Source organism: Bacillus sp. TH30 (assembly GCF_016650875.1).
Taxonomy (GTDB): Bacteria; Bacillota; Bacilli; order Bacillales; family Bacillaceae_G; genus Bacillus_A; species Bacillus_A mycoides.
Genome location: NZ_JAEKEY010000001.1, coordinates 112026 through 137491, shown reverse-complemented (window position 1 = coordinate 137491; position 25466 = coordinate 112026). Strand labels below are relative to the sequence as shown.

Sequence of the window (25466 nt, the reverse complement as noted above, 5' to 3'; positions counted from 1 at the left end):
AAACCGTACGTACTCCTCTCAGAGTATACGGCTTTCCATTTATCAATCTAACTTCCCATTGTGTAAGTCATGGTGCATTTCTAATGGAACATTATCTATACCACACCATTCACATTTTTCAGCTAAAAGGCGTTCAATGAGACTTGTTTTGCCACCAAATTGAACTGTAATCGGTTCTATATCAACCTCTTCATAATTAGTCTTTGTATTATTCTCCATTTTTTGTTCTATGAAGTATGCAATACGTTGCCCATCTTTCGTCTTGTAGCGAATACCAAAGTTTCCGTTTATAGAAAATTTATTGATTTTCTTGCTAACGGTACTTTTATATTTATTAGCATAAGTTTTTATCATGCTGTATTTCATGGTTTGACGGAAAGAGTGCAGAACATGCACATTACTAGCTAGTCGATAATAATTGTACAGTCCTCTTATTTCGGCATTGTATTGTCTTATGATTTCTATGTCATCATTATGGAGTAAATACGGTCTATGAATCGGTTTCCATTGATTATTTTTCCCGAGGCTTAATGCACTAAGGTCAATGAGTTTTTTGATGTATTTTTCGTGAGGAACAAAGAGTTTGGCTTGAAAATTAAATTTCCTTTTTTGTGTGCCGTTAGGCATTTTCATTGTTTGCCAATCCCTAGCTACTCTTATGTCATACCCAAGAAATCTCGCATTCTTTTTGCTATGTGTAATCAGCGTCTTTTCCGCACTTAGTTCAAGTTTTAGTTTATCAGCTAGAAAAATCGTTAAATCCTTCTTGATTTCTTCTACCTCTTCTTTGCTTGCTATAACACCAATAAGAAAATCATCTGCATATCTCACATATTTCATTCTACGATAATTCGGATCAAACAGATCCTTACTGTCATGTTTGATTAACTTTTTGTAGAGTTCTTTCAATTCATTGGCTCTTACAGCTCTAGTTTCTTTGTTTAAATTTGACCATTCACGTTTATTCTTATGTTTATGATAAGTTATTTTCGATGCTAGATTATGGTAGGTTAGATTATGTCTGCGTTTATCACCTTTATTGAATATCGATGTATATTCTTCAATGTATTTATCCAATTCATTAAGGTAAATATTAGAGAGAGTTGGGCTAATAATACCACCTTGTGGAGTTCCACTGAATGTTTTATGAAATACCCAGTCTTCCACATAACCAGCACGTAGAAATTTCCAAATCAAGTTGATAAATTTTTCATCCTCGATTCCTCTACTCAAGATGTTGATAAGAGTGTGATGGTCAATAATATCAAAGAATCCCTTTATGTCACCTTCGATAAACCAGCGAGTGCCAGTAAAGGTATGTTTAATTTGCTTAAGTGCCGTCATGCCTGATTTTGAAAATAGAATGGCTGTAATTGCAAAAGAAGCGAATTATGGACCACTACAATATTTTGATCAAGTACTTGATGTAGTGGTTGATTATTGGGGGTTAAAAGACTTACGACCCATTGCACCTCTAGCTGAAAAAGCAAGAATTGAGATTTTGGAATACCACACAAGATTGAAAAAAATACGGGATCGATTTGGTCGTTTTCAAGGGAAAACTGATCTACGTTAATGAGTAGAGATTTCAGAATATAAGCGGGGAAATTCCCCTTCCCTTTATGGGAAATCTGACACACTCCCTATTGTTTTGGGGGTGTTTTTATTTGATTTAATTTTTAAAGAAAAAAGTAGTTGACACTAAAAATAATTTTATGATATTATAAAATATTTGATAAAAAATCACATATATGTTAAGGTTAAGAAGGTTACCATATATGGAGGTGGATTATATGTTTCAAATTGGCGATAACATTGTTTATCCAATGCACGGAGCAGGTATAATTGAAGCCATAGAAGAAAAAGAATTCTCAGGGAAAAAACAACAGTATTTTGTTATAAAAATGTCAATCAGTAATATGCAAGTCATGATTCCTATGGGTAAAATATTAAGTTCGAGTATACGCCCAGTTACTGATATACTTGCATTAAAACACATTATACACATTTTTCAGCATGGAGAATCAGATGAATTACTGCCGTGGAAACAAAGGTATAAAGTGAACACGGACAAAATAAAAACGGGTGAAATACAAGAAGGTGCTGAAGTTGTACGTGATCTAATGCGTATGAAAAAAGAAAAAGCACTGAATACAAGCGAAAAAAAAATGTTGGATAACGCACATGAATTTTTGATTAGTGAACTGGGATTAATTAAAGGGATCACTGAAAATCAATTAAAAAGTTTCTGTTAAGGTTCATTATAGATAATGTATTACATCCCCCGAAAATATCCTGAATTTTTCGGGAATATGATGATTATTAAAAGTAAATCATTTCAAAGACATTCAACTTCTTCAACTCACTTTTAGAGTAGGAACCTCTTTTGTTATTACTTCAATCTAATCCATTTTTATTTTTACATTTCTTTTACGAACGTTCGAAGTTTCATCAAATAACTCGATCAAATAGTCACTTGATTTTTGCAATCCTGATTCACACTGGCACGGACAAGGAGCCGTAAGGATGAAAGAGAGGTAGGGCTTTCATTGTTTTAGGTATATATATCTAAGTCATTATTTCTAGAAGAAAAAATAATCAATCTCATCTCTATCTTTAAGAATTTTCTACATTTACTGAGACAGTGAATAGTAATTGTTTATCTTCTTTTCATAAAAGAGATGCGCGAGTTGGTAACATCTAAATATATGGTCAACGATACAAATTGATGGGATTTCTAGAACTAGAACCCATTGTTACAATTTATTTAACATAATAAGATGAAATGAAACAATAAGAAGGAGTGAAGATATGAAACGCATGCCAACGCAAGAATTAAGTAACGAGTTAAAGAAGCGGAAAGGGATTACTTCTATTAAGATTGAGTCTTATGAAAAAATTGAAGTTGGTAGAATTGTTGTAGATGGACCGGCTGTTATTTTAATTAATCAAGAATACCTAAAAATTGTTGAATGAAGAAAAGGATGATCCTTTACGAAAAGGGATAATCCTTTTTGTTTTCTGTTGATAATAATAGGATATACATATCATCGGATGCGATGGGATTAAAAGAAAGGAGAGGGTCTGGATTATCATAGCGGAAAGCTTAATATTGGTAGTATTTCTTTTTACGTTATATAAATTAGTTGCTTAAAAAAATTAATTATTTGAACCGATAGATTGTTTTCTTTTTAAGGGCGAGATTTATTTTATAGGAAAATTGATAATTTTAAGGAGGAATTTAGATGTATGCAAGGAAACAACGCATAAAATACGAGAAGATGTCAAAGAACTATGAACGTATTTCTTTAGTTTCGTTTCTCCTATTAATTGTACTTGTTTGTAGTAGTGTGATTATCATAGGAGCTACAGGGGGGGAATATGGAGTGTTTTTGTTGGTAGCGATTTTACTTAACGCACGTATTACGAAAGAATCTCAAAAAAAGTATGAGCAGTATGCTAATAAAGGGCATATTTAAAATAATACATATTTTGAAAAGAACAACCTGAATGTACATTCAAAATATCCCTATATCATCACCTATTAACTAGCAAAAGGAACCTTATTAAAATGTTAGTTTCGTTCCTATAATGAATTATCCTTCTAGCATATTTATAAGATTTATATCATATATTAGGAGAAAGAATGCAAGTTAGAAAGGAGTCTTATAGAATGAGTTATTCGGAAGGAAATGACTTGAATGAACAACATATGGTAAGTACACCCAATCCCTACGTATATCAGACATTACAATCAGTAATTGGTAAACATGTGGTTATTGAAACTGTAAGAGGTAATGTAAGAGGAAAGTTAAAAGATGTGAAACCAGATCATTTGCTCATTGAAGATACGGTGCCATATATTGTACGCATTCAACAAATTGTATGGATTATGCCAAAACAATAATCAAATTACATCTAATTTAATTTATAACAGATTGGCGTCATAGACGACCAAATAAAAACACAGGGTTTTATCTCTGTGTTTCTTCAAATTTTCGTTTTTGAATGTATGCTTGAGCATGAATAATTTCTTCCTGAAGTTCTTTTAATTCTTCCATAGATCCTGATTCAATAGCCATGTAAGTAGTAACTAAACTAATCATCATATCCATCTTCTCTACTATATTTTGAATGACCTGTTCAGATTGCTCTTTTTTAGGGTGTTGTATGGCTATTAATACATTTTCCATATAATTGTTCTTTCTTTGCTGGATATCATAAATAAATTGTTTTGTGTTTGAGTTCATTTGTTGTTCCTCCTTTTGGATATATTTCCATTCTATCATATATGAATAGAAAATATTGGATTCCCCTAAATTCACACCTGTCTCGTACATCTCCTCAAATATACAAACTAATTCCTTAATGTACAGAGAATCGAAATGTGTCAATTTTATGTCTAAATGTGCATTTTTCTTTTTGGAGCATGGTATGGTGACCTCCAATAGGTATATCAAATAGCTATAATGCGTAAACAAATTATATGATCTATAGCCCTACTAGCATATAAAAAAAGGAGATAACACTATATGGATAACAGCTTAGCAATAAGAAAGCCTAAACAATGGCATGAAACTAAAAATGGGAAATTAACTCCTTTTGATGTTACATATAGTTCCGATAAAAAGGAATTGTGAGAAAGGGCATGAATGAGAAACATCTCCAACCGACATAAAGGAAATGGCTGTCCTTATTGCTCAAGGGAAAATAAGTTAAGAAAATAATATAGTTTTAAAATATGGTTTAGACACGAATTTATCCTTTTTCTGTACGCTGTATACAATATATGTACCTGAAACAGATAATTACAGAACTCAGTAATAAATGAACTAATTAACCAATTCCAAGTATATAAGCATTTCTTAAAAAGAAAATTTTTATTACGCACATAATCTATTTAGGTTATGTGCTTTTTTGTCGAAATTAACAGAAATAATTTTCAGAAATATTATTGATTAATCACGAAAACTTGATAGTATAGAAATACAGAAAATCACGTTTTCGTGATTGAAGAGGGGGAATATAATGACAGATAAGAAGAATTCTGTAGAAAAAGTTTTTTAAACTCCCCACTTTTCAATGTTTTTACAGCAAGTGAAGCCGAACAGAAGTGGTGATTGGAAAAAGGTACCGTGAGATCGTCTTGTGTACGCGGTAAATTAAAAAATTACGTAGAATTAGGGATCTATAAACCACAAGAAATACCCATTAAAAATAGACACGAAAAAGCCCCCACCACCGCCAAGTAAGTAAGGGCTTTTCCAGATACATTATAAAAGAAAGGCTGATTCTAGAAGATAAATATATACCTAAAAACTCATCACAGCAAGAATATTTTATCATATTTAACTAAAAAGAAAATTATTATAAAAACCAATTTAAATAAGCGATATAATGTCACTTGTAAATGGTTTATAGATAATTGTATTACCTCACAAATTTGCTTCTTCGGTACATTTGAAATATCTATTTTTATGGTTGTAGCTACATATATAATCTCTGGAATATATTTTGGGTTTTAATTCTAATATCTTTCAACCTATATAATTGAGGAGGAACTATTTGATGAATAAAAAATCTGTAAATGTAAAAATTGGTGATTCTGTACAATTCCGTTATCGTCATGATTCGTCAGTAATACTAATTGGTTCGGTAGTTAATGTATTAACTAATACCATTATTGTGGATGTCTCAGATTCTTCAAATAAGATCCCTGGACTAGAAAATCGGCAACTAGTAAAGTTGGGTCAGTTTAAAAAAAATTGTAAACAAGATTTGTTCTTAGCGCAATAATTTTCCCTTATAACTAATTCCTTTCAAAAATACAATTTATCTACATCTAACATATGTCAATACGATTGTAGAAGATTTAAAATGCATATTTTAAAGTTGGATTTCTTTGTCCATCCCTTCGAGGGGATGGGCAAAAAACCCTTCTTCGACAATGTTTAAGATGAGAGAACTCCTGTTAGGGGTACGGAAACATCGCCATCAAGCTAAGGAAAACATAATACAGAAATATGTAAAATTTTCTTTGTAACACTTCAAGAAAAAGAGATATATAGAAAAAATGGCATGCTAAATAACCCTTACGGGCTAAGTTTTTTTAAACTATTTCATTTTTATTTTGATAGATGTTGTACGTATGCAATACCTAAGATATCAAACACCGTTTTCTTTCGATATCGATGTGACTTCTGTCCATTTTTATCAAGTAAATGAAATACGCGAAGAAAACTTTTTGCTAACTGATTCGATTGATCTTGTATTTATTGATATAGTACTCGAAAGGGTTCTGGTGCAAAAATAAAAGAGAATACAGCGCATATATTCCTAACGGAATCGTATCTTATGCTGCAAGTCCAAACAATTGATGGATGAATTCTTTCTGATTTTGGACAGACTGGTCCCGTAAAGCAATCTGTTCTTTTTTAATCATATGCATGGCTTCTACTCCAGAAAGAATGGATGTAGCTGTGGCGAAAGATTTAAGACCTAGCATAGAACGGATTCGCTTCTTTATAAAACGATGATCTTGTTCTACTATGTTATTCAAGTACTTTTGTTGTCTAAGTCGCATACCGTTAGGTATGCTTTTTTCTTTTTTCAACTGTTCAATTGCTATAGGATAAGCTGGATTCTTATCAACTGTTATCACACGTGGCTTTGAAACATGAAAAGACCGCAAAGCTTTCTTGAAAAAGCGCTTTGCAGCCTTATGATCTCTTGTTTTGCTTAGGCAAAAATCGATTGTGTTTCCGTTCGAATCAACAGCACGATACAGGTACATCCATTGACCTTTTACTTTGATATATGTTTCATCGACTCTCCAAGAGCCATTTATTTGTTTGAGGTAACGTCGGATCCGCTTGTCCAATTCAGGACCATACTGATGAACCCAACGCATAATCGTTGTATGAGAAATGGATAAACCCCGTTCCTCCATCATTTCCACCAAATCGCGAAAACTTAGGTTGTACCGTAGGTACCAACGTACAGTTAATAAGATGATGTCTGGTTGATAATGTTTCCACTTAAATAAATTCTCCTTTTCCATACTGATCACACACCTTTTATAGAGTAGTACTATCATTATTTCCAAGTTTGATAGACCATTTTCATATACTTCAAAGTTTTTGCACCAGAACCCAAGTATATAACTCTAGCTAAATAAGAAAAAACCCTACAGGGGATGCAGGGTATTACTAAGGGTATTGAGTTGTCGATTCCATAAGGACTTCTTGGAATGTACAAAGTGTAACACATAATTTATAAGAACTTTATATATAGATGTTACGAAAATATGAACAAAGGGGAATGAAAAATTAGTAAAGACGAATTAAATCTAGATAGTTTTGGCCAACAACTAATAATTACTGGTCTTACAAGATTAGTTGAAGAAGAAGGTTATACAGCTCACGAAGCTTTTCGATTGTTGGAAACAATTAAAAGAAATACGTTCCATGCTCTTTTAGAAATCCAAAAAGAGTCGAGAGAAAACAAAAAGCCCTAGCAGGGGAGCTAGGGCAGGGGATGGGGTATTAAGAATTGTTGATTCTATTAATAACGAATGACTTCTTCGAATGACCTTAGTCTAACATAGGAACTCATGTATATGTGTTACGGAATTATGAACAATGGACAAGCCTGTGCTTGTCATCATGATCAGGAGCGGACACCTTTTCCCCTCCACCTTGTTTCTGGTCATGATGATGCTCATAGCATCAGAAAGGAGTGATAACAATGTATCCGCTAGTTAAAAACTAGCATAATAAAAAGCCCGTACAGAAGCACAGGCTGGTTGTTACACATATCGGTAACTATATTTTAACGGAATTATTAGTTAGTTTCTATAACAAAATAAAAAACCGCCTTACCCCTAAGACGGTTTGGAGAAAACACATGTAATGACTCTAATTGCATTATACCAAATGTTTTCTCCTAAAAACAAGGAGGAGTTAAATATGAAAGCAGATGTTTTAGTAATTACAAAAGAAATGGCTCATGAGCAATGGTTAGCAGCAAGAAAGGCTGGTATTGGCGGTTCTGATGCATCCGCTATTGCAGGGCTAAACAAATGGAAATCACCAATTTCGGTTTATATGGATAAAGTTGGTGAATCACCAGAAGAGGATATTCAAAGTGAAGCGGCTCACTTCGGAAATGTTCTTGAGGAAGTCGTAGCACAAGAATTTAGTTCACGAACAGGATTGAAAGTACGTAAACGGAATGCGATCCTACAACATCCTGATTACCCTTGGATGCTAGCTAATGTGGACAGACTCATTATTGGCGAAAAAGTAGGTCTTGAATGTAAAACAGCATCTGAATACTTAAAGAAAGAATGGGAAGGCGAAGAAATCCCAACGTCTTATCTTATCCAGTGTCAACACTATATGGCCGTAACGGGTTATGAAGCATGGTGGATTGCAGTGTTAATCGGTGGGAATAAATTCATCTATAAAAAGATTGAACGTGATGAAGAAGTTATTCAGTACTTAATCGATATTGAAAAAGACTTTTGGCAAAACCATGTTGAGAAGCTTGCGCCACCGATGTTTGACGGGAGCGATGCTTCTACAAACTTACTAAAGCAAATGTATCCAGAAGGATATGACGGTTCAGAAGTGGACTTACCAAGTGAAGCGCAAGATGAAATGTCACTTGGTGGGATTGGATAGTGAGAAGCGGAAGACAAAGCGGACACTGGAAGAATTGCAGGATAGAAAAGAGAAATTAAACAGTTACTTATAAGGAGCGGGGCGGAATGAATTTACGAGTGAAGATTAAGAGATTGAAAGATGTGGAATTGCCTAAATACGCTAAACCGGGCGATAGTGGTTTTGATCTAGTTGCAGCGGAGGATGTGGTTATAAAGCCAGGGGAAACAAAGGTAATACCTACAGGTCTTGCGTTTGAAATACCACCAGGATTTGAAATGCAAATAAGACCACGTAGCGGTATGTCTCGTAAAACAAAGTTACGAGTAGTCTTAGGAACTATCGATAGTGGATATAGAGGAGAAGTTGGTGTGATTGCGGATAACGTTTCAATGGTTGAATATGCATCACAGACAAGGTTATTAAAGGGAGCGTTTGTTGGGGATAACGACTTCAATGTTACGAAAGTGACTAAATACGAGGTAATAAAAATTAGCAAAGGCGAAAGAATCGCTCAAGGCGTCATAGCGCCAGTGGAAACAGCTAATTTTGTTGAGGTAGACGAGCTATCGGTTAGTCAAAGGGGTAAAAACGGGTTTGGATCTACAGGCGTGAAGTAAGACCAAATTTGAATTTTATTAAGAAATGGGGAATGAGAAATGCCAAGTTTAACACCTTTTATGTATAAACCACATTATAGTGAGTCAGCCGAACCGTATCTAGTTTATTCGGTTGGTTGTGATAAACCAGAGACAACTAGTGGGTTTATGCAAGGATATTGGGAATGTACTAATTGCGGAGAAGGAAATCAGTTCCGATTTTATGATGAGGACTATCATCCGAATTATGTAGCTACATGTCCTGATTGTAAAAGAGATTTTATTGCAGTAGATGATACAGATTATGATGATTAATTTTTTAACAAAAGCGTTATTTAGTCATAAAAAAGAACACTGTTTAACAGTGTTCAATATGTAATACGAGCCTTATGAGGATGAATAGAACCGGTGGATTCAGTTCTTAATACAGTATATATCTTTTTAGGGAGAGAAATGCCAACAAATAAAAAAAGCACATAAATATAAGTGTGCTCTGAGAGATGAAAGGTAGATTCCTATGAATGGAGAGTCTCCATACAATAATATATGCTTGTCCAGTTAAAAGGTGAAAAGTTTTTTACAAAATAGTTATTGTATAGATAAAAATAAACAGAACCCGATAGTTATAATGGGTTCTGCGTACAAGGAATCCAAGGAATACAAGGTAACTGGTCCAGAGAAACCTGTGTATTCCTTGGATTGGCAATAAAGTATTCAAAGCAATAAAAAAGGTTAATAAAAATCAAACATAATCCTTATTTTAAAATTAAAGAGCGCTTTCCAAGGCGCTCTTCTACCCAAACTTACATTGAAAAAGAATACACGACATTGTATGCCTATTTCTTTCGCTTTGTGTAGTTTTAAAACAAAATCTTTATTGTATAAAAAAAGGCTAGGATTTCTCCTAGCACTCAATAAAAGGTTATGTCGCATGGGAAATAAGATAATAAGCGAATTTGATCGCTCATTTCAAATGTAGTATATAACGTTTTTAAGGAAGAAAGTAAGGAAAACAGTAATATTTACAAATGTTTTACGTAGCAATAAAGATATTAATAAATAATAAGATTTTTATTTAAAATGGTTCAGCCCCTTGGGGTGCGCTCCAAGGGGCTGAGATTCGAGAACTCTTAAACTCTTGTTTAATTACATGATAACTCCCTAAGGAACATCTATAATATTGCAACATATCACCAATCTGGTCGGCAATTTAGATATTTAGATTTAAATTTAAATCTATCTGTTTTAAAAAGACATTCTAAATGTAACGTATGAATATTTCGAAAATGTAACAAAAAGTTAACAAAATCGTTATTTGAATGTAAAAAGCCCTAGAGGGGACTAGGGCCTTTTACATAATAAATCTTTCTGTTTTTAAAAGGACTTAATGAAGATAACACATGAATGTTTCAAAAATGTAACAAAAAAGTGAACGAAATCTTTATTTGGGAGAAAGGGAGATTGAGAATGAAAGTTTATGGAACAGCAATAGTTATCTATAGCGTGGATATTAATGTGAAAAGTATACATCCGCAAGATATTAGCATAAAGGAATCAAATGAGCTAATTAAAAAAGCGATTGAAGATAAATATGGAGTACATGTTAAAAGTGATATTTGTGTAGAAGGCTTTAGATCTTAATAAAAACGCTATTTGCGCGACACGTTTCCTTATAAGTGTGCAAACACGAAATAGGAGGGTTATCAATTCGATAACAACAACTGATTGACTGAAAGTAGGAATGAAAGCCGTCAGGTTGAGCTGAAACTACTTATCTGATACTCCTACATGCAAGGCATGATAGTAGTCACAAATTGTATGAAGCTAGGTGAAGTCGGCTGAACAAAACCTAAGTGAGAAATCATATGGTGATGGATAAGTCGGGATGCTACAAAATATCTATGGTGAGAATGTCCGACAAAGGACTGGCCAACTTGTGAATGTACGGGTCTAAACGTTTAATACATCAGAAATGTGTATGTCGTCAACGACGACGTTATCTACCGAAAAGTAAGAGTAAATAGTATGAAATTCGGAACATCCAACGATGAGGGTGTAAAGATAACAGGCTTAAAGCAAGCGCCTAAGGATATATGTATAGCTAAGTCAATCGGAACGTGGTAAGCAAGAAACTGTCACCAACGCCTACTAGCGGACAGATGCATATAAGGTTCTAATGAACCAAAATTGCTTCATTCTTGTGAAGGTGGGGACATAGTGCCGACGAAGCATGTAATAAATGTGGAGGGATAGTCCTTAGTCTTATTCTTTGAAAACTAAATCAATTAGATGTAACTCACAGGATCGAGTAAGATGATGTGACCTTTCGTAAGAAAGGGGAATTAATACGTTGGTGAGTACAACATTGTTTGTAATCTGGTTGCTTTAGTATAGAAGAATAAGATGGGGCGCTGTATGCGATGAAAGTCGCACGTACAGTGCTAAGCGGGGGAAAAGATGGAGATAACTTCAAAGTTTTAACTATCGCAACTATAAAAAAAGAGAAGCACTTGAACAGGGTGCTCCTCTTAATGCCAATACACAATACCTATCCAATTATAATGCATATGCATTAGATATTTAACAATTACTTTTATGGTAAAAACTTCATTTTAATAGAAAGCAAGGTGGATTGAGTGAGAGTTGATAAAACCTTATCAGAATTGTAGCACCTTAGGGGAAATACAGATGGCCCAATAACCTGCGAAGAGTTCAAAAAAGAAGCTAAGGATACAGTGTATATGGCCATAAGCACGATACAAAAGTTACAAAGAAGAATAAGTGAACTTGAATTAGAAAACGATCAACTGAAAGGTATAAATAAGTCTTCTTAATAAAAATTTCATTTTGTAGAAAAACACCAAAGTAAAACGAGCACTTGTTCCAGAGTGCTCGCATAAAAACATTCCATGTATTGGGGTTATGTTTGTAAGTCATGAACCAGTGAATGACTGAAAAGTAAGGTTCAAGATAGTTTACTCATTTTAAAGCAAATAGGAACTTGTACGGCAAAAAGAGCAGCTAGTAAAAGCTAACTGCTCCATTACCAAAAAAGGCTTCAGGCTGCAATCACTGTTAAGAAAGCAGCTTACAGATAGTATGTACAGAATTGTAATGATTATTCGGATGAATAAAAAAGAGCACCTTCGAAAAGTGCTCTTTCATGAAGGTTATGCGGAAATACAATGACGAGATCCCCTAGTAGAAAGGAAGACACAAAATAATATATGAACGTTTATCTAATGGGTGACAGTGAAATAAAAAGAGCAGCTAGCTTTTGCTAACTGCTCAGGTTAAGAAATGGGTTGTCTACAGTATTGACGGAATATTGAGTTTTATTTAGGGAGGTAGAGGAAAATGAGTAGTGCATGTACATGTCACATAGATAAAGATAAGTGTTTATGGTGCAAAACAGGAGTTTATTGCAGTACGTTCGAATCAGAAAAATCTCAAGGAGTTTCAATGAATTTTCCTGACGGTAAGGTAATTAGGTTCCATACATCAAACATAGAAGAAGTTAATAACTTGGCGGATATATTAGATGGAGTTGTAGTAGGAATCGGGGTGGAGGAAAAGAATGATGAAAATTAGACTTGGTATAGAAAAGGATGCATGGGGCGTTATGTTAGGTTATTACGCTCCAGAAAGAACGTTAGGAATTCATATATTGTGCTTCTATTGCAACATTAGTTTTGAATAAAATAATTTTTTGAATAGAAAGTGAGGTTAAAAGAATGGAAGCTAACGTAAAGCTATTAGGTGCAGATGGAATGTGTGGAATGGAGTTCGCAGGAAATAAGGTCAATGTTTATAACGACGAAGGATACGTGATGGAGAGTATGACAACAAGGGAGCATGTTCAGGAAGTTATTGATTTTCTCGAAGAGTGCAAAGAGCGAATGGAATAGAAAGTGAGGTTACTAGTTGATTAAGAAAAGAAAACAGCAGAAACGAAAGAAAGCAGCGAAACCGAAGATTAGAAGTAAAGAAGTTATATATGATGATATAAAATTCGATAGCAAAACAGAATGTGACTATTATAAGTACCTAAAAACAAGGGATGACGTCTTGCGAATAGATGTTCATCCCGAATATGAACTAATTCCAACATTCACGATTAAAAGCAGCATAACAAAGAGTGGGAAGTCGAAAAAGGCAGCTATGAAGTTTACACCGGACTTTAAAGTAACGTACTTAGATGGGCGTGTAGAGGTCTGTGATGTTAAAGGCAGTAAACGAGCAATCAATGAGGGATTTCCGTTACGCAAGAAGTTATGGGAGTACTTAAATAAACAGGAGTTAATCGTTGTGATATGGGACAAGAAGTTAGGTGAATGGATAAGATCATAAAGGGGTGAGTGTCATTAGAAGATACGAAGGTACACGAGAATATATGTTATTCCGAAAAGAACCAGGGTTTGGAGATAATCAGTACGTTACGATATTCGATGTATTTAAGTATCAGGAGTTAATAGACCATTTTAATGATGGTTGGAGAATTCATGATGAGGATAAGAAGAAAGCGGCTTTACAGAGAATAATAGCTTAAGGAGGATGAGAAGAATGTATATTGCTACATTACGAGAAAAGTTAAAAGAAGTTTGTGAAAATAAGGTAAGGGTTAGGATTGCGGGTTGTGGTCACTTTTACATTTACTTAGCACATTCAGGAGATATCTCAACAGTTAAAAAAGTTATATCAGATCTTAACGAAGAGTATGGAAGTGATGTTAAATTCAATAGCAGCGTAGGTAGTGTGGATGGTAAAGTGTACAAATGGTATTTAAGTTGTTGGGGATTAGAAGGAGAGTAAATGGATAGTGGAACCATGACTAACAGTGTGGTGGGGGCTGTATTGTAGTCATCGTTCCCTTATTCAATAATGAGATAGTAAAATTTCACGTACCTTATGTGATGTTAAAAACACAAATTCGAAATAGGGGGATTATGACTTGGGACAAAAACAATTAGTTACTGAAGATGATATTAGAGAAATGGTTATTGAGGAATTACAAAAGTATCGTGTACTTAAAGTTCGATTTCATAATCAACAAGAAAGAACAGCATTCGGTGCAGAGTTATTGTTTCCCGAATTAAAACCAAAGCCGGATGATCAAGGGAAAAAGTACATCAGATACATTCAAATAAAAAGAGCGTTGGAAGAGGCACTTGATGAGAACGAAAGAAAAATCCTTGAAATGAAATACATGAATACAAAAGTGTTGAATGACGATTACATTTATACGGTTATTGGTATCAAAAGAAGAACATTCTACAGAAAGAAAAAGTCAGCTGTAATCAACTTCGCAGATGCATTAGGGATGATATAAAATGGCACTTTCGGGCTACCATATCGGGTACCTTTTAACAATTGAATAAACGGTAAAGTTAGTATCAGAAGGGGAACACAATCCCTTCCGGTGCTAGCATTCCACGGACGAATGCTCTCGAGGATTTCCGTAAAGTGTTATTGCGCTGAAAGGTAAGTAAGCGGATGACATGACGCACTTAGTTTGCGGTGGATTTCCTGTTGCGGGGCAAGGAGGTAAGAGTCCTCTATCAGACGAAAAGACCAATGAAGTTATAACAATGACATACTCCAGTGTGGCGGGTGTGATATACTTGCATTCGTCATACTGTTTCTATTATGTTTAGTGCTCAGCTCAGAGACCGCCATGTCCTCTGGGTTGATGGTGAACATAATAACGTTCTATTCTTTGTTAACGTCGTTTCTTGAAAATGGAAATGGGGTGGTCGTTCTGATCGAATGAACATCGCGTTTTTAAAAAGAAAAACAAGAATAAAGGGCTTCTTCATCAATTTTGACAGGGCATTACACTTATAGCGATCACTCACGAATTTTCGCTATGCAGAGAGCTTCCGCTCTTTGTTTGAGCCAATACAGCTGAACATTCCCCTCAGTCTTGTGTGTTGGTTCAAACAAGGCGTAGGAAGAAACATATGCGTCTGGATATAATCACATTGTGCAAACGTAAATGGTGAAAATGACATTAAGTAGCCGACTCCACGGAGTATAAACGAGAAGATTCTTATTCTTCTCCCATCCACTTTAGAGCTGTCACTTCGGTGATGGCTTTTTGTTTATTCGAATGAAAGGATTATGATGATTCTTGTTGAATAATAGGTATAGAAAAGAAAGGGGAGAGGAAGAATGCAACTAACAAAAAAAGAAAGATTAGCATTAGTGAATCAATATTTAATTTTGGAGAAACTTTATCCGGATGATGAAGAGTATTATAAAAAGATGCGAATAGCTTTAGAAAAAGGATATACAAGACACTATTCAGAGAATATCAGATTTATTGAAAATGAAATGACAGAAGCTCAGTGCGAAGAAGCTATTGAAGTATTAAGGATGCATAGGGAACTTAATTGGTCTTATGATGATTTAGAAGCTAAAGAAAATGTAGAAAAAGATGACCTTAAATTTTCTGGTTATGATTTAAATGATGATTTAGAAGCTAAATATGCTGATTATGCAAAGTACTATATGCATGAATTAAATCTGTATGAAGACTTAAGAGCAGAAAACGATTATGAAACTTACAACACTCATCGTCTTATGTTAAATAAATATAGACGAATGTTAGTGATCTGGAGAGGGACAGAAAATCCAGATAGACTAACATTACAAGAAATTAAAGATATCTTAAGTGCGTAATTATGAAAAGCATCCAATGAGGGTGCTTTTTTCTTTGTTATATAGAAATTACACATTAAACCAGTAAAACTTTGAATGAGACAAGCTATACTAATAACTGAACACGACGTATTCATTCTTTATAATCGTATCGGACGAGCACCTTATAGGGCTCTTTTTTTATTGCACATAAGGAATTCCCAAACATACAATATCGAGTCAATGCCAACCAACTTATTCCTTTTCCGAGAGCTATATATATTCCGCTATAAAGCTCTTTTATGTTGCGCCATTAGAACGGGCAAGGCATTGTCGTATATTTTATACTCAGAAGCTTAGGGCACTTTATAGTGCTCTTTTTTTATTGAACAAAATGGACATTTGATTAGGAGGATGAATGATGGAAGAAGTAAAAGAACCTAGAAGTACATTAGAAATTGGAACTACTGTTGATACTGACGAAGCAGAATTAAGACTCGAACGATTAAAGAAAGCCACTGAAGGTTGTACGAAATCATTTGAAGAATTAGGAGATGCAATTGCTAATTTAGGTGCGTTGATACAAGTTCCTGAATCTAAAGACATCATTGAATTATTGAATAAAGACATGATTAAATAATTAAACCAATAGCAATTATAGTAGGTACTGCCTTGATCTGGGTGGCGCATGGTTACTCTTTTTAATTATGCAAATCATATCCATGTAAGAATGATAAAAGCAAAGATAATAATTAGAGTGTCATGTATACGGAAGACTCATTGCCATTTTTATATGTTTTTCTACAATGTTTAAAATGCGTCAACTTCTGTTACAAAAGAACAAAAGAGAACTAAGTGAATATAAAGCCATTGGGATGATTCAAGATCATGTATCGCTGTTATACCAAACGTTAAAGAAAAACACCCAAGACATAACAAAGATTTTGATCCGTCTTTTCGCCCTCCTACAGAAGAATGGACGGAAATCTCACCGATATGAGAAGAAAACTATCTTTGATATTATGGGTGTTGTCTATGAGTATAATGGATTGAAAAAACAAAAGAAAGCTGCATAATTTTAAAAATGAAACTTGTTAGAGTTTATTTGGTATGCGTATTTTTAAAAATCAAAAGTATGTTACGAGTTTTTTAGTTGATTTGAACGAAAGCTCATTTTATTTTCGTTCTTAAGTTGATGGGCATGTATGGTGACCCCTTTTAGCTTTTTTCAGTTCCACCATTCTTAGCAACGATAGATTGTCTGTTAGTGGCTGTTACTGCATTTCTTCTTATCATTTATTCATTCCGCTTATCTAAAGTAGCTGGATGGCTTCTAATCCCTTATCTGTTATGGACTACCTTTGCTACATATTTATCTTGGGCAATTTATAGTATGAATTAAGCATAAAAACAAAAAACTTGAGTATACTTCGCACACACTCAAGTTTTTTGTTTTTATTTATTGTGTAAAGATAGCAACACATGAGCTCGATAAATATATTCCTCAATTCATGATGATAGTTCTATTACTGCTTTAACTCTTGTATACACTCTTGTACAAGCGTTACTGCCTGACTCATAGTAGCACCACCACCAAATGCAGCTGTCACTCCCACCGTCTCAAAGATCTCCTGTTCTGAAGCTCCTTGATCTAGACATCCTTTAATGTGATAAATGATACAATATTCATCCTGAGAATAAAGGCTAATACCTAAAGCAATTAACTGTTTTTGTTTTTTGGATAAGGTGCCTTCTTTAAAGCATTCCTCTGTAAAGGAATTAAATTGTTCAGCTAGTTTAGGCATCTTCTCAGTAAATAAACCCAGACCATATTTATAATGAAGAAGTGAAGATTCAGTAGAATTTCTACCTTCAAATTCCATATTTAATCCAACTCCATTTCTCATATTTTTTAAACAAAAGTTAGTATGAACCTAATGGGAAGTGATTAAACATAAATGATATTTATTTCAAAGTGAGTGAAAGAGGAGAAAGGATTTAGAGGCACGATATAACAAAAAATTAACTAATAGTATTGCACACACGTATGGATAATCGATCGACTTCTGTAAAAGGATAACGTAAAAAGGAAGTGATGATATGGAAAAACAGAGTGTAGTCAATACATTAAATGCCTTTCTAAAAGGGCAGTACATGGGTATTCATGCCTATGAGCATTATATAGAGAAGCTAAAAGATCCAGAAATAAAAAAGGAATTTCAAAAAATACAACAAGATCACAAACAACATGCCTTGAAAGTAGCAGAAAGAATACAAAATCTTGGAGGAGTACCGGTTGATAATGAAGGAATCGTTGGGTCTGTTCAAGGCTTGATAAGTCAATTTACAGTACCAGATACAACAGAAGGAATTGTAAGCAGCGCGTTAAAGGGGGAAGGTTATTATGGCATTCAAATATCAGAAGAAATTGTACATGGTGATTTGGATCCAGAAAGTCATATGTTAATACATGATATTTTAAATAAAGATAGGGAACATGTAAATGTATTAAAACAACTTACGCATTAACATTTTTAGTTACGCTGTATCATAATGAAAAAAAGATATTTAAAATAACTCCACATATTTTCACAAGACAGGAAAATACTAATACTTGTTTTAGTACTTTAATTTCAAAGTATTAAACCAGGATTACTAACTGCGATACTAGGAGGACGTTACTATGAATATTCGTGAAGGATTAATTCCAACTACATTAGGTACAGCAGTTACAGCTGCGGGCTATGCTTTGAAGCAAACTCGTGGATCCAATAAGATGATTGCAAATACAGTATTTGGATTTGGTTTAGCTCACGTTGTTTTAGGTGTAATTGATCTTGTGGAACATCGTCGTTAGAAGAAAAGGCAAGCACATTTTGATGCTTGCCTTTTTAATATCTTCAGTATGTATTATTATTTTGATTTATTAAAGTAATTCATAAATTAAGAACTATGAAAAGGCGGTTACATGCTCAATATGTATACAAGAAGGATTTTGTTATCCAGGCTAAAGAAATGGGCTCATGCCTATCAAAAATTACCGACTGCCAAAGAAATATTAAAAGATCCTAATATGCCTGCCTTATCCACATATGTAAGGTATTTTGGCAGTTGGAATGAGTCTCTAAGGCAAACTGGTTTCCAACCAAGAAAAAAGGCAGATAAAATATAAAAAATAAACAAAGCAGTCAGTTCAATAAACTGTCTGCTTTGCCCACTTGTTATGAAACGTTAGCCATTTATATGAGCTTTTTAACGGCTCATATCTAGTATGAACGTACTGCTGTATATTATGCAAAATAGAAGAAGCAAGCCGTTTTAGGAAAGGTTAATTTCTGTAATATAAAGAAGCCTTGTAGAAATAAAAATAATAAATTCCGTATGTATTAGATATTTTGTGTATGAAACCATAGTTAATTTCTAATGATAAGATTGAATCCTAGCAACTAACATGATAGCTAATATGATGCGAAAAATACCCATAGGGTTAATTATTGCAGTACAGATAACCGTAATATCATCTAGTCTTATGGCAGTACTAAATAATAAAAACATTAAAATATTAGTCAAAGTTTATATTATGGCATTTGAATGTACTTATGTTGAATTATGGGCTATCACTTTAAATGAAAATTAAAGCTAACGATTCAAGCAGGAATAATACATAGTATTCCTGTACATAGTTTTAAAAGTTGAGACAGAAGGAGGTGTTATATCAATGAGAACTATACAGCGAATTGCCTTAGCTTTAGTTATTATTGGTGCTATTAATTGGGGGCTAATTGGTTTCTTTAAGTTTGATTTCGTAGGGGCAATATTTGGTGGACAGAACGCCTTTTTGGCAAGAGTAATCTTTGCTCTTGTTGGACTAAGTGGATTAATGTGCTTAACACAGTTGTTTCAACCGATGAAAGATGCGAATCAAGAAATGAATCGTAAAGAATATGGAAAACCTAATTATAGTACAGAATTTGGTGAGGAAACACATATAACAAATTTAAACAGAACTTCTACGGACGTTTATAAGAATAACCATAATACATTAGATGAAGATGAAGATTAATACAATAAAAAAGTCAAAGCCATGTATACCACATGGCTTTGACTTTTTTATTTTGGATAATTCATGGGAGTACCTGCTTACTTACTAATAGGAGTAAAGTAGCAATTCTTATAAGATAGACGTTACGTTGCTTCTCCATGTTCTTTCATTATTTTATAAAGTGTGTTTTTCTTTAGTTCTAACTTTTCCATAAAGATAACAGCTGTTATTTCTTCACTCTTCCATAGCAAGAGTAATCTTTGCTCTTGTTGGACTAAGTGGATTAATGTGCTTAACGCAGTTGTTTCAACCGATGAAGGATGCGAATCAAGAGATGAATCGTAAAGATTACGGAAAACCTAATTATAGTACTGAATTTGGTAAGGAAACAGATATAGTAGATCTAACAAAAAATTCGAGGGGTGCGTATAAGCACAAACAAAATACATGGGATAAAGAGGAATAAGATATTTTCTTTAAAGTTATGTATTATGTATGCATCGTTTCAGAATTTATTCATTTTTATTAGACCAATTAAGTCAATCTTAATCTAAGGGATTAGGTTTAGAAGTCGATAATTTGTATTTATTAATATTGTATGAGTTTTAAAAAAGTGTATAATATATGTTCATTATATAATTATTATTTTCGTCAGGTCTGAGAGAAGACTCCCAGCGCTACTGTTTCACGGAAGAATCAAAGCTTTGGAGATACTGATTATTTCAGTTTTTCTCTTAGGCTTTTTTATTTTGCCAAAAAATAAAAGTAGAACAAAATAAATTTAAAGCTCTGCAACTTGCTATTAAAGAATCGGGTGGCGCAATTATTATGAGTGCTCTTACAGTGGTAGTTGGATTAGGTACCCTTTTACTTGCTCATATTGGTTCTTTCCATAGATTTGCAGTGCCATTTAGTGTAGCTGTGTTCCTTATGGTTGACGCTTTTACCAGCATTACTAGCTTATTTTGGGGAGAGTAGCATTTTTCCCGTTCATACCAAGAACAAATGAGATGAATGAAGAACGTGCTAGGAAAAAAAGAAAGCGATTAAGGTAAAGGAATCGAAAGGACTTCTGAGCAAAAAACTTGGAGACCTTGTGATACGTAAACCTTGGGCCATTATCCTGCTGACACTATTGCTATTGGGTGGCTTGGCATCATTTGTTCCACGAATTCATTTTACGTACGATTTATTAGAATCATTTCCTAAAGATATGCCATCACGTGAGGGATTTAATATCAGATCATTTTTCACCTGGAGAGTTAGCGCCCGTACAACTTGTTGTTGATACAAAAGGGAAAGACATACCTGTAACAACAGAGTTGAAAAAACTTTCTTTCGTAGATCAAGTAACGGAACCTATAAAAGGGAAACAGAATAGTAAATTACAAATGTATGAAGTTTCCTTACGAGAAAATCCATATTCAATTGAGGGCATGAATAAAATCCCTGAGTTAAGAAAAAGTTTGAAACAAATAATGAAAAAATCTGAAATAAATGATGCTGAGAACCATATATGGATTAGGGGAGAAACAGCTTCATTATATGATACAAAACAAACTACCGAGCGTGATCAAGATGTAATTATCCCTGTCATGATTGGTATTATCGCATTATTATTGCTTGTTTATCTTCGTTCTATTGTTGCGATGATTTATTTAATTTTAACAGTTGTATTATCTTTCTTCTCTGCATTAGGGGCTGGTTATTACTTCACTATGGTATGGATGCTCCCGCAATTCAAGGGGCAATTCCTTTGTATGCTTTTGTATTCCTAGTCGCCTTAGGAGAAGACTATAATACATTTATGGTTTCTGAAATATGGAAGAATAAAAGAACCCAAACACATCTTGAAGCAGTAAAAAATGGAGTAGTTCAAACAGGAAGTGTTATTACGTCTTCTGGTTTAATCTTAGCAGGTACATTTGCAGTATTAGCTACTTTACCAATCCAAGTACTTGTTCAATTTGGTCTTGTTACAGCAATAGGTGTACTATTAGATACGTTTATTGTAAGGCCACTTCTTGTCCCTGCCATTACAGTGGTTCTAGGACGATTTGCATTTTGGCCAGGAAAGCTTTGGAAGAAGAAAGAAACAAAAAAATTAGATGCTTGATAATATAAAAAACAAGGGAACTTTGATTTCCCTTGTTTTTATCAAAATTGAAATATGTATGGACAATAAAGGTGATATTGAAATGCTAAGTATTTTTCAAATTTCTTTTTTTTGATGATTTTTATTTTCAATATCAGTTTCTGGCATTCCGTACAATCCATTCATGGCTTGTTCTTCTGGTTTAAGTTTAGAGTTAATTGTATTCGTTGTGGAATTTTTAGAATAGCTAGTCTTTTCTTCTTTAGAATTCGGAAACGTCATTTATATAACCTCCAAAGATATAAAATTTCAAAAAGTAAAAAAGAATGAATGGAGTTTGGCAGATAAAAACATATATTATCTGCCAATTGAATGAACAATAAATTGAGCTACTTATTTCATAGCACATACGTAGTATGTCATTTATTCTAGAAAATATGTGAGAGGATAGAGTAAATATAATAATTAGATTTGATTTTATTGAGTTTCTACAATATACAAAATTTCTTCAAAACTTCTGTATTATTTAAAGTTGTAAGTATGTCATTATATATTAATAAGATTGCATAAACAAAAAAAATAACTAACTAGTTAGTTATTTTTTTGTTTTTCATACGTGTAACCCTTAAATAATGCGTTTATTGTTATTCTTTTGCATCAAAGCCCTCAACTTTGTACAAAGATTAACATAAAGGGGATATTTATATGAACAATCAAATTTTAAATTGTTTTAAAACAATTAGTAAAAGGAAAAAAGGATTAAGTGTTGCTATACTAGCTACTGGCATTCTAAGCACAACGTTAATTCCTCAAAATGCATATACACATGGGTTTGTTGAAAAACCTGGAAGTCGAGCAGCTTTATGTAGCCCAGACTATAGTGCACTTAATGTAAACTGTGGAGATATTATGTATGAACCACAAAGCCTAGAAACACCAAAAGGATTTCCTCAAGGTGGCCCTATAGATGGGAAAATTGCTTCTGCTGGTGGTAAGTTTGGCGGGCTCTCAAGATCAAAACATATACAAGGAGCAAAATAAAAGAAGTGAAGATTTGGATCACTACTGGTTTGTGGAAGAGGTATATCGAATTTTAGGTGGGGGGTACAAAATTATTAGTTAAAATGAGCTCACAACAAAATCATTAGATATATGGCATACGCAATGTAATTCAAGTTTTCGTATGAAAAATATCAAGTCACGTACTAAAAAATCTATCTATGTAATGAGCATGGAAGATTTGAAAAATAAATAGTCACACCTTTTTCATATAGAAGTGTGACTAAAAAAATCATAATTGTTTATTTATGTTGTACAAACTTTACCATTAAATTAGCAATTGTATGTTGTTCCTGCTCGTTAGCAACTTTCCAAAGCTCAGCTAATAGTTTTTCTTGATCATTTCGCGCCTCTACTTCATTTGCTAAATAATCACCTACACGGAATGCCATATCTGAAACTGCCTCACCAGCAATTCCTTTTCCTTGGGCTTGTTCTAAGCGCTCTCCTAAAAAGCTTTTCCATTGATCAAAATTGTCTATTACTGACATAATTAATCACCTCACTATTAAGTAATAGAATCATACTTAATTTGTGCAATTTCTTATTTTCTATGTAAAAATTTTTATTTTAACAATGTCAACCACCATCACTCTCAATTAATTTGGTTCTGTTGTAGCAAATTCAAACTATTTGAAAATGTTCTTTCACACTTGGCCATATTGGTACTGATACTTTAAAAAGGTGTGTGCTCAGGCTCAGTATGGAAAAAGAAAATTAAGATTTTACCATTACTTTAAGAGTATTTTAGTCCTAATGAATGAAAGTTTATTTTGTTTATATTATTAAGTCGATGAGCATTTGATGTTACCCCCGCCATAGGATGAATCATAAATGTAATCCAAAATAAATATTTTTTCTATTCGGTCCATCTCAAATTATAGTGTAATTATTAGAACCTAGATTTTCCTTCAAAAAAGAAGACATATTTTTATGCAATATAGGAGAAAATTTATAATGTATAATTTTGCACATTGAATTTTATAAAAAGAAAAGGTGATTGAATGGAATTTTCTAATGAAATTAAAACTTATCATCCTGGAGATATTGTCTATATTTTTTACCGAAACCCCCACACTCAGGATGTAGCAAATATACAAGCTGCAGCAGTTGTAAATCACCCTGAGAGTCCAAATAAATTAGCTTTGTTTCTTTATGAAACCTATTATCCACTATCAAATGAGATGGCTGTTTATTCTACAGAAGCAGAGGCCAATCAGGCCTACAACTACTATTATGGGGATGCTTCAGAGGGGATGTTAGAATGAATTATCCATTTATGCCTAAGCTTGTATACTTTGAACCCAAAGCATTAGATTATCCATTAGGGAGAGAACTTCATGAAAAATTTGCAAAGATGGATGTTGAAATTCGACATACTACTTCCCATAATCAAGTTAGAGATCTCCCAGGTGAAAATGATTTTCAAAAGTATCGGGTAGCAAAATCTACTCTTGTCGTTGGTGTTAGAAAAACACTGAAATTTGATACGTCAAAGCCTTCAGCAGAGTATGCTATTCCCTTTGCAACAGGATGTATGGGACATTGCCATTATTGCTATTTACAGACAACAATGGGAAGTAAGCCATATATCCGTACTTATGTAAATGTTGATGAAATCTTAGAAGCCGCTGACAAATACATGGAGGCTCGTGAGCCAGAATTAACAAGATTTGAAGCTTCCTGTACATCAGATATTGTAGGAATTGATCACTTAACACATACGCTTAAACGTGCAATTGAGCATTTTGGAGAATCAAAATATGGAAAATTGAGATTTGTTACGAAATTTCATCATGTGGATCATTTGCTGGACGCAAAACATAATGGAAAAACAAGATTTCGGTTTAGTGTAAATGCTGATTATGTTATTAAAAATTTTGAGCCTGGTACTTCTCCGTTAGTTAAACGAATTGAGGCAGCAGGAAAAGTAGCCAGAGCAGGTTATCCACTCGGATTCATTGTGGCTCCTATTTATCTTCATGAAGGATGGCAGGATGGGTACTATCATATGTTTGAACGCCTTGATGCTGAATTACCCCTGGATGTACGGGATGATATTACATTTGAATTTATTCAGCATCGTTTTACAAAGCCTGCTAAGAGGGTGATTGAAAAAAACTACCCTATGACAAAATTGGAATTAAATGAAGAGAAGAGAAGATATAAATGGGGCAAATATGGAATTGGAAAATATATTTATCAAAAAGAAGAAGAAGAGGATATAAAAAATTATCTTTATTCTTATATGAAGAAGTTTTTCCCAAATGCAAAATTAGAATATTTCACATAATAGGCCTCGCCATACATGCCCATCAACTTAAGAAAAATACATGCCCCCAAAACGAAAAAATGAGCTGACTTCTCAG

The 25466-nt window shown here is 33.7% G+C and carries 32 protein-coding genes and 7 pseudogenes; 32 read left to right on the top strand and 7 right to left on the bottom strand.

The features are described from left to right. Window positions 1-42: 42 nt before the first annotated feature. On the bottom strand, window positions 43-1344 hold the full coding sequence (locus tag JFU20_RS00690; RefSeq protein WP_201038180.1) for a reverse transcriptase/maturase family protein: 1302 nt from the start codon (window positions 1342-1344) through the stop codon (window positions 43-45). Here JFU20_RS00690 and JFU20_RS00685 point away from each other — a divergent pair. From JFU20_RS00685 to JFU20_RS00665, 5 genes and pseudogenes are all read left to right on the top strand, one after another. Further along, window positions 1337-1576: pseudogene (locus JFU20_RS00685) on the top strand (acyl-ACP desaturase); the annotation flags it as partial. The gene JFU20_RS00690 and the pseudogene JFU20_RS00685 sit on opposite strands and share 8 nt — an antisense overlap. Window positions 1577-1793: 217 nt before the next feature. Beyond that, window positions 1794-2255, top strand: coding sequence for a CarD family transcriptional regulator (locus JFU20_RS00680; RefSeq protein WP_002169666.1), 462 nt, complete (start codon window positions 1794-1796; stop codon window positions 2253-2255). A 556-nt stretch (window positions 2256-2811) separates the two neighbouring features. Further along, on the top strand, window positions 2812-2976 hold the full coding sequence (locus tag JFU20_RS00675; RefSeq protein WP_201038179.1) for a BC1881 family protein: 165 nt from the start codon (window positions 2812-2814) through the stop codon (window positions 2974-2976). Window positions 2977-3245: 269 nt separating this feature from the next. Further along, entirely contained in the window at window positions 3246-3479 is a 234-nt protein-coding gene (locus JFU20_RS00670; protein ID WP_078205946.1) for a hypothetical protein, read from the top strand. Window positions 3480-3673: 194 nt separating this feature from the next. After that, window positions 3674-3907, top strand: coding sequence for a YuzF family protein (locus JFU20_RS00665; protein ID WP_078205944.1), 234 nt, complete (start codon window positions 3674-3676; stop codon window positions 3905-3907). A 67-nt stretch (window positions 3908-3974) separates the two neighbouring features. Here the strand turns inward: JFU20_RS00665 and JFU20_RS00660 are convergent, their stop codons facing one another. After that, on the bottom strand, window positions 3975-4250 hold the full coding sequence (locus tag JFU20_RS00660) for a hypothetical protein (protein WP_002187306.1): 276 nt from the start codon (window positions 4248-4250) through the stop codon (window positions 3975-3977). A gap of 282 nt (window positions 4251-4532) precedes the next feature. Here JFU20_RS00660 and JFU20_RS30835 point away from each other — a divergent pair, with 282 nt between their 5' ends. Together JFU20_RS30835 and JFU20_RS00650 are read left to right on the top strand one after the other, a co-directional pair. Then, window positions 4533-4640, top strand: a complete 108-nt coding sequence (locus JFU20_RS30835; RefSeq protein WP_176127039.1) for a zinc-ribbon domain-containing protein — start codon at window positions 4533-4535, stop codon at window positions 4638-4640. A gap of 928 nt (window positions 4641-5568) precedes the next feature. Next, window positions 5569-5796, top strand: a complete 228-nt coding sequence (locus tag JFU20_RS00650; RefSeq protein ID WP_078205942.1) for a methyltransferase — start codon at window positions 5569-5571, stop codon at window positions 5794-5796. A 556-nt stretch (window positions 5797-6352) separates the two neighbouring features. Here the strand turns inward: JFU20_RS00650 and JFU20_RS00645 are convergent. Continuing rightward, a complete protein-coding gene (locus tag JFU20_RS00645; protein WP_002192093.1) occupies window positions 6353-7060 on the bottom strand; it encodes an IS6 family transposase in 708 nt (235 codons plus the stop codon). Between the two features lie 267 nt (window positions 7061-7327). Here JFU20_RS00645 and JFU20_RS29915 point away from each other — a divergent pair, with 267 nt between their 5' ends. The 16 genes and pseudogenes from JFU20_RS29915 to JFU20_RS00575 form a co-directional block, all read left to right on the top strand. Next, complete coding sequence (locus tag JFU20_RS29915; protein ID WP_078205591.1) at window positions 7328-7516, top strand: hypothetical protein; 189 nt, start codon at window positions 7328-7330, stop codon at window positions 7514-7516. A 451-nt stretch (window positions 7517-7967) separates the two neighbouring features. Beyond that, window positions 7968-8654, top strand: a pseudogene (locus JFU20_RS00640) (YqaJ viral recombinase family nuclease); the annotation flags it as partial. A gap of 116 nt (window positions 8655-8770) precedes the next feature. Beyond that, window positions 8771-9283, top strand: a complete 513-nt coding sequence (locus tag JFU20_RS00635) for a dUTP diphosphatase (RefSeq protein WP_085313211.1) — start codon at window positions 8771-8773, stop codon at window positions 9281-9283. Between the two features lie 39 nt (window positions 9284-9322). Beyond that, a complete protein-coding gene (locus JFU20_RS00630; protein WP_078205592.1) occupies window positions 9323-9577 on the top strand; it encodes a hypothetical protein in 255 nt (84 codons plus the stop codon). A 1152-nt stretch (window positions 9578-10729) separates the two neighbouring features. Further along, on the top strand, window positions 10730-10903 hold the full coding sequence (locus JFU20_RS00625; protein ID WP_157404947.1) for a hypothetical protein: 174 nt from the start codon (window positions 10730-10732) through the stop codon (window positions 10901-10903). A gap of 1716 nt (window positions 10904-12619) precedes the next feature. Further along, the gene (locus JFU20_RS00620) at window positions 12620-12853 is read left to right on the top strand and encodes a hypothetical protein (protein ID WP_078205593.1); all 234 of its coding nucleotides are present in this window, start codon (window positions 12620-12622) and stop codon (window positions 12851-12853) included. After that, window positions 12840-12962, top strand: coding sequence for a hypothetical protein (locus JFU20_RS30325; protein ID WP_265324191.1), 123 nt, complete (start codon window positions 12840-12842; stop codon window positions 12960-12962). Before JFU20_RS00620 ends, JFU20_RS30325 begins: the two co-directional genes overlap by 14 nt. 34 nt (window positions 12963-12996) lie before the next feature. Continuing rightward, complete coding sequence (locus JFU20_RS00615) at window positions 12997-13170, top strand: hypothetical protein (RefSeq protein ID WP_201038178.1); 174 nt, start codon at window positions 12997-12999, stop codon at window positions 13168-13170. Between the two features lie 16 nt (window positions 13171-13186). Next, the gene (locus JFU20_RS00610) at window positions 13187-13612 is read left to right on the top strand and encodes a DUF1064 domain-containing protein (RefSeq protein ID WP_085313209.1); all 426 of its coding nucleotides are present in this window, start codon (window positions 13187-13189) and stop codon (window positions 13610-13612) included. Between the two features lie 4 nt (window positions 13613-13616). Then, entirely contained in the window at window positions 13617-13811 is a 195-nt protein-coding gene (locus JFU20_RS00605; RefSeq protein ID WP_085313208.1) for a hypothetical protein, read from the top strand. 14 nt (window positions 13812-13825) lie between these two features. Beyond that, window positions 13826-14074: a hypothetical protein gene (locus JFU20_RS00600; protein WP_078205595.1), complete on the top strand. Its 249-nt coding sequence runs from the start codon at window positions 13826-13828 to the stop codon at window positions 14072-14074. Between the two features lie 139 nt (window positions 14075-14213). Beyond that, entirely contained in the window at window positions 14214-14591 is a 378-nt protein-coding gene (locus JFU20_RS00595) for an ArpU family phage packaging/lysis transcriptional regulator (protein ID WP_078205596.1), read from the top strand. Between the two features lie 842 nt (window positions 14592-15433). Further along, window positions 15434-15943, top strand: a complete 510-nt coding sequence (locus tag JFU20_RS00590) for a YfbU family protein (RefSeq protein ID WP_201038177.1) — start codon at window positions 15434-15436, stop codon at window positions 15941-15943. A gap of 379 nt (window positions 15944-16322) precedes the next feature. Next, window positions 16323-16541: a hypothetical protein gene (locus tag JFU20_RS00585; RefSeq protein WP_201038176.1), complete on the top strand. Its 219-nt coding sequence runs from the start codon at window positions 16323-16325 to the stop codon at window positions 16539-16541. A gap of 112 nt (window positions 16542-16653) precedes the next feature. Continuing rightward, window positions 16654-16977, top strand: a pseudogene (locus JFU20_RS00580) (IS4 family transposase); the annotation flags it as partial. A 164-nt stretch (window positions 16978-17141) separates the two neighbouring features. Further along, window positions 17142-17303: pseudogene (locus tag JFU20_RS00575) on the top strand (tryptophan-rich sensory protein); the annotation flags it as partial. Between the two features lie 124 nt (window positions 17304-17427). On the opposite strand, the gene JFU20_RS00570 reads toward JFU20_RS00575, so the two are convergent. Next, a complete protein-coding gene (locus JFU20_RS00570) occupies window positions 17428-17784 on the bottom strand; it encodes a carboxymuconolactone decarboxylase family protein (protein ID WP_078205599.1) in 357 nt (118 codons plus the stop codon). A gap of 217 nt (window positions 17785-18001) precedes the next feature. On the opposite strand from JFU20_RS00570, the gene JFU20_RS00565 reads away from it, so the two are divergent. The 4 genes from JFU20_RS00565 (at window position 18002) to JFU20_RS00555 (ending at window position 19964) form a co-directional block, all read left to right on the top strand. Beyond that, window positions 18002-18430 (top strand): ferritin-like domain-containing protein, encoded by a 429-nt coding sequence (locus JFU20_RS00565; protein ID WP_078205600.1) that lies wholly within the window; start codon window positions 18002-18004, stop codon window positions 18428-18430. 154 nt (window positions 18431-18584) lie between these two features. Continuing rightward, window positions 18585-18758 (top strand): hypothetical protein, encoded by a 174-nt coding sequence (locus JFU20_RS00560; protein WP_001025956.1) that lies wholly within the window; start codon window positions 18585-18587, stop codon window positions 18756-18758. Between the two features lie 111 nt (window positions 18759-18869). Then, window positions 18870-19073 (top strand): homing endonuclease associated repeat-containing protein, encoded by a 204-nt coding sequence (locus JFU20_RS29910; protein ID WP_078205601.1) that lies wholly within the window; start codon window positions 18870-18872, stop codon window positions 19071-19073. A 546-nt stretch (window positions 19074-19619) separates the two neighbouring features. Continuing rightward, window positions 19620-19964: a DUF378 domain-containing protein gene (locus JFU20_RS00555; protein WP_078205603.1), complete on the top strand. Its 345-nt coding sequence runs from the start codon at window positions 19620-19622 to the stop codon at window positions 19962-19964. Window positions 19965-20086: 122 nt separating this feature from the next. Here the strand turns inward: JFU20_RS00555 and JFU20_RS29905 are convergent. Continuing rightward, window positions 20087-20188 (bottom strand): annotated as a pseudogene (locus JFU20_RS29905) (recombinase family protein); the annotation flags it as partial. 41 nt (window positions 20189-20229) lie between these two features. Here JFU20_RS29905 and JFU20_RS00550 point away from each other — a divergent pair. Beyond that, the gene (locus tag JFU20_RS00550; RefSeq protein WP_242488118.1) at window positions 20230-20409 is read left to right on the top strand and encodes a hypothetical protein; all 180 of its coding nucleotides are present in this window, start codon (window positions 20230-20232) and stop codon (window positions 20407-20409) included. Window positions 20410-20711: 302 nt separating this feature from the next. Beyond that, a pseudogene (locus JFU20_RS00545) lies at window positions 20712-22059 on the top strand (MMPL family transporter); the annotation flags it as partial. Window positions 22060-22155: 96 nt separating this feature from the next. On the opposite strand, the gene JFU20_RS00540 reads toward JFU20_RS00545, so the two are convergent. After that, window positions 22156-22320 (bottom strand): DUF4021 domain-containing protein, encoded by a 165-nt coding sequence (locus tag JFU20_RS00540; RefSeq protein WP_201038175.1) that lies wholly within the window; start codon window positions 22318-22320, stop codon window positions 22156-22158. 423 nt (window positions 22321-22743) lie between these two features. On the opposite strand from JFU20_RS00540, the pseudogene JFU20_RS00535 reads away from it, so the two are divergent. Then, window positions 22744-23046: pseudogene (locus JFU20_RS00535) on the top strand (lytic polysaccharide monooxygenase); the annotation flags it as partial. A 293-nt stretch (window positions 23047-23339) separates the two neighbouring features. On the opposite strand, the gene JFU20_RS00530 reads toward JFU20_RS00535, so the two are convergent. Then, on the bottom strand, window positions 23340-23588 hold the full coding sequence (locus JFU20_RS00530; RefSeq protein ID WP_201038174.1) for a DUF3243 domain-containing protein: 249 nt from the start codon (window positions 23586-23588) through the stop codon (window positions 23340-23342). 513 nt (window positions 23589-24101) lie between these two features. Between JFU20_RS00530 and JFU20_RS00525 the strand changes: the two genes are divergently transcribed. Both JFU20_RS00525 and splB read left to right on the top strand, forming a co-directional pair. Further along, window positions 24102-24365, top strand: coding sequence for a transcriptional regulator SplA domain-containing protein (locus JFU20_RS00525; protein WP_151304114.1), 264 nt, complete (start codon window positions 24102-24104; stop codon window positions 24363-24365). Then, entirely contained in the window at window positions 24362-25390 is a 1029-nt protein-coding gene (gene splB, locus JFU20_RS00520) for a spore photoproduct lyase (RefSeq protein WP_001108843.1), read from the top strand. Before JFU20_RS00525 ends, splB begins: the two co-directional genes overlap by 4 nt. Window positions 25391-25466 lie beyond the last annotated feature (76 nt).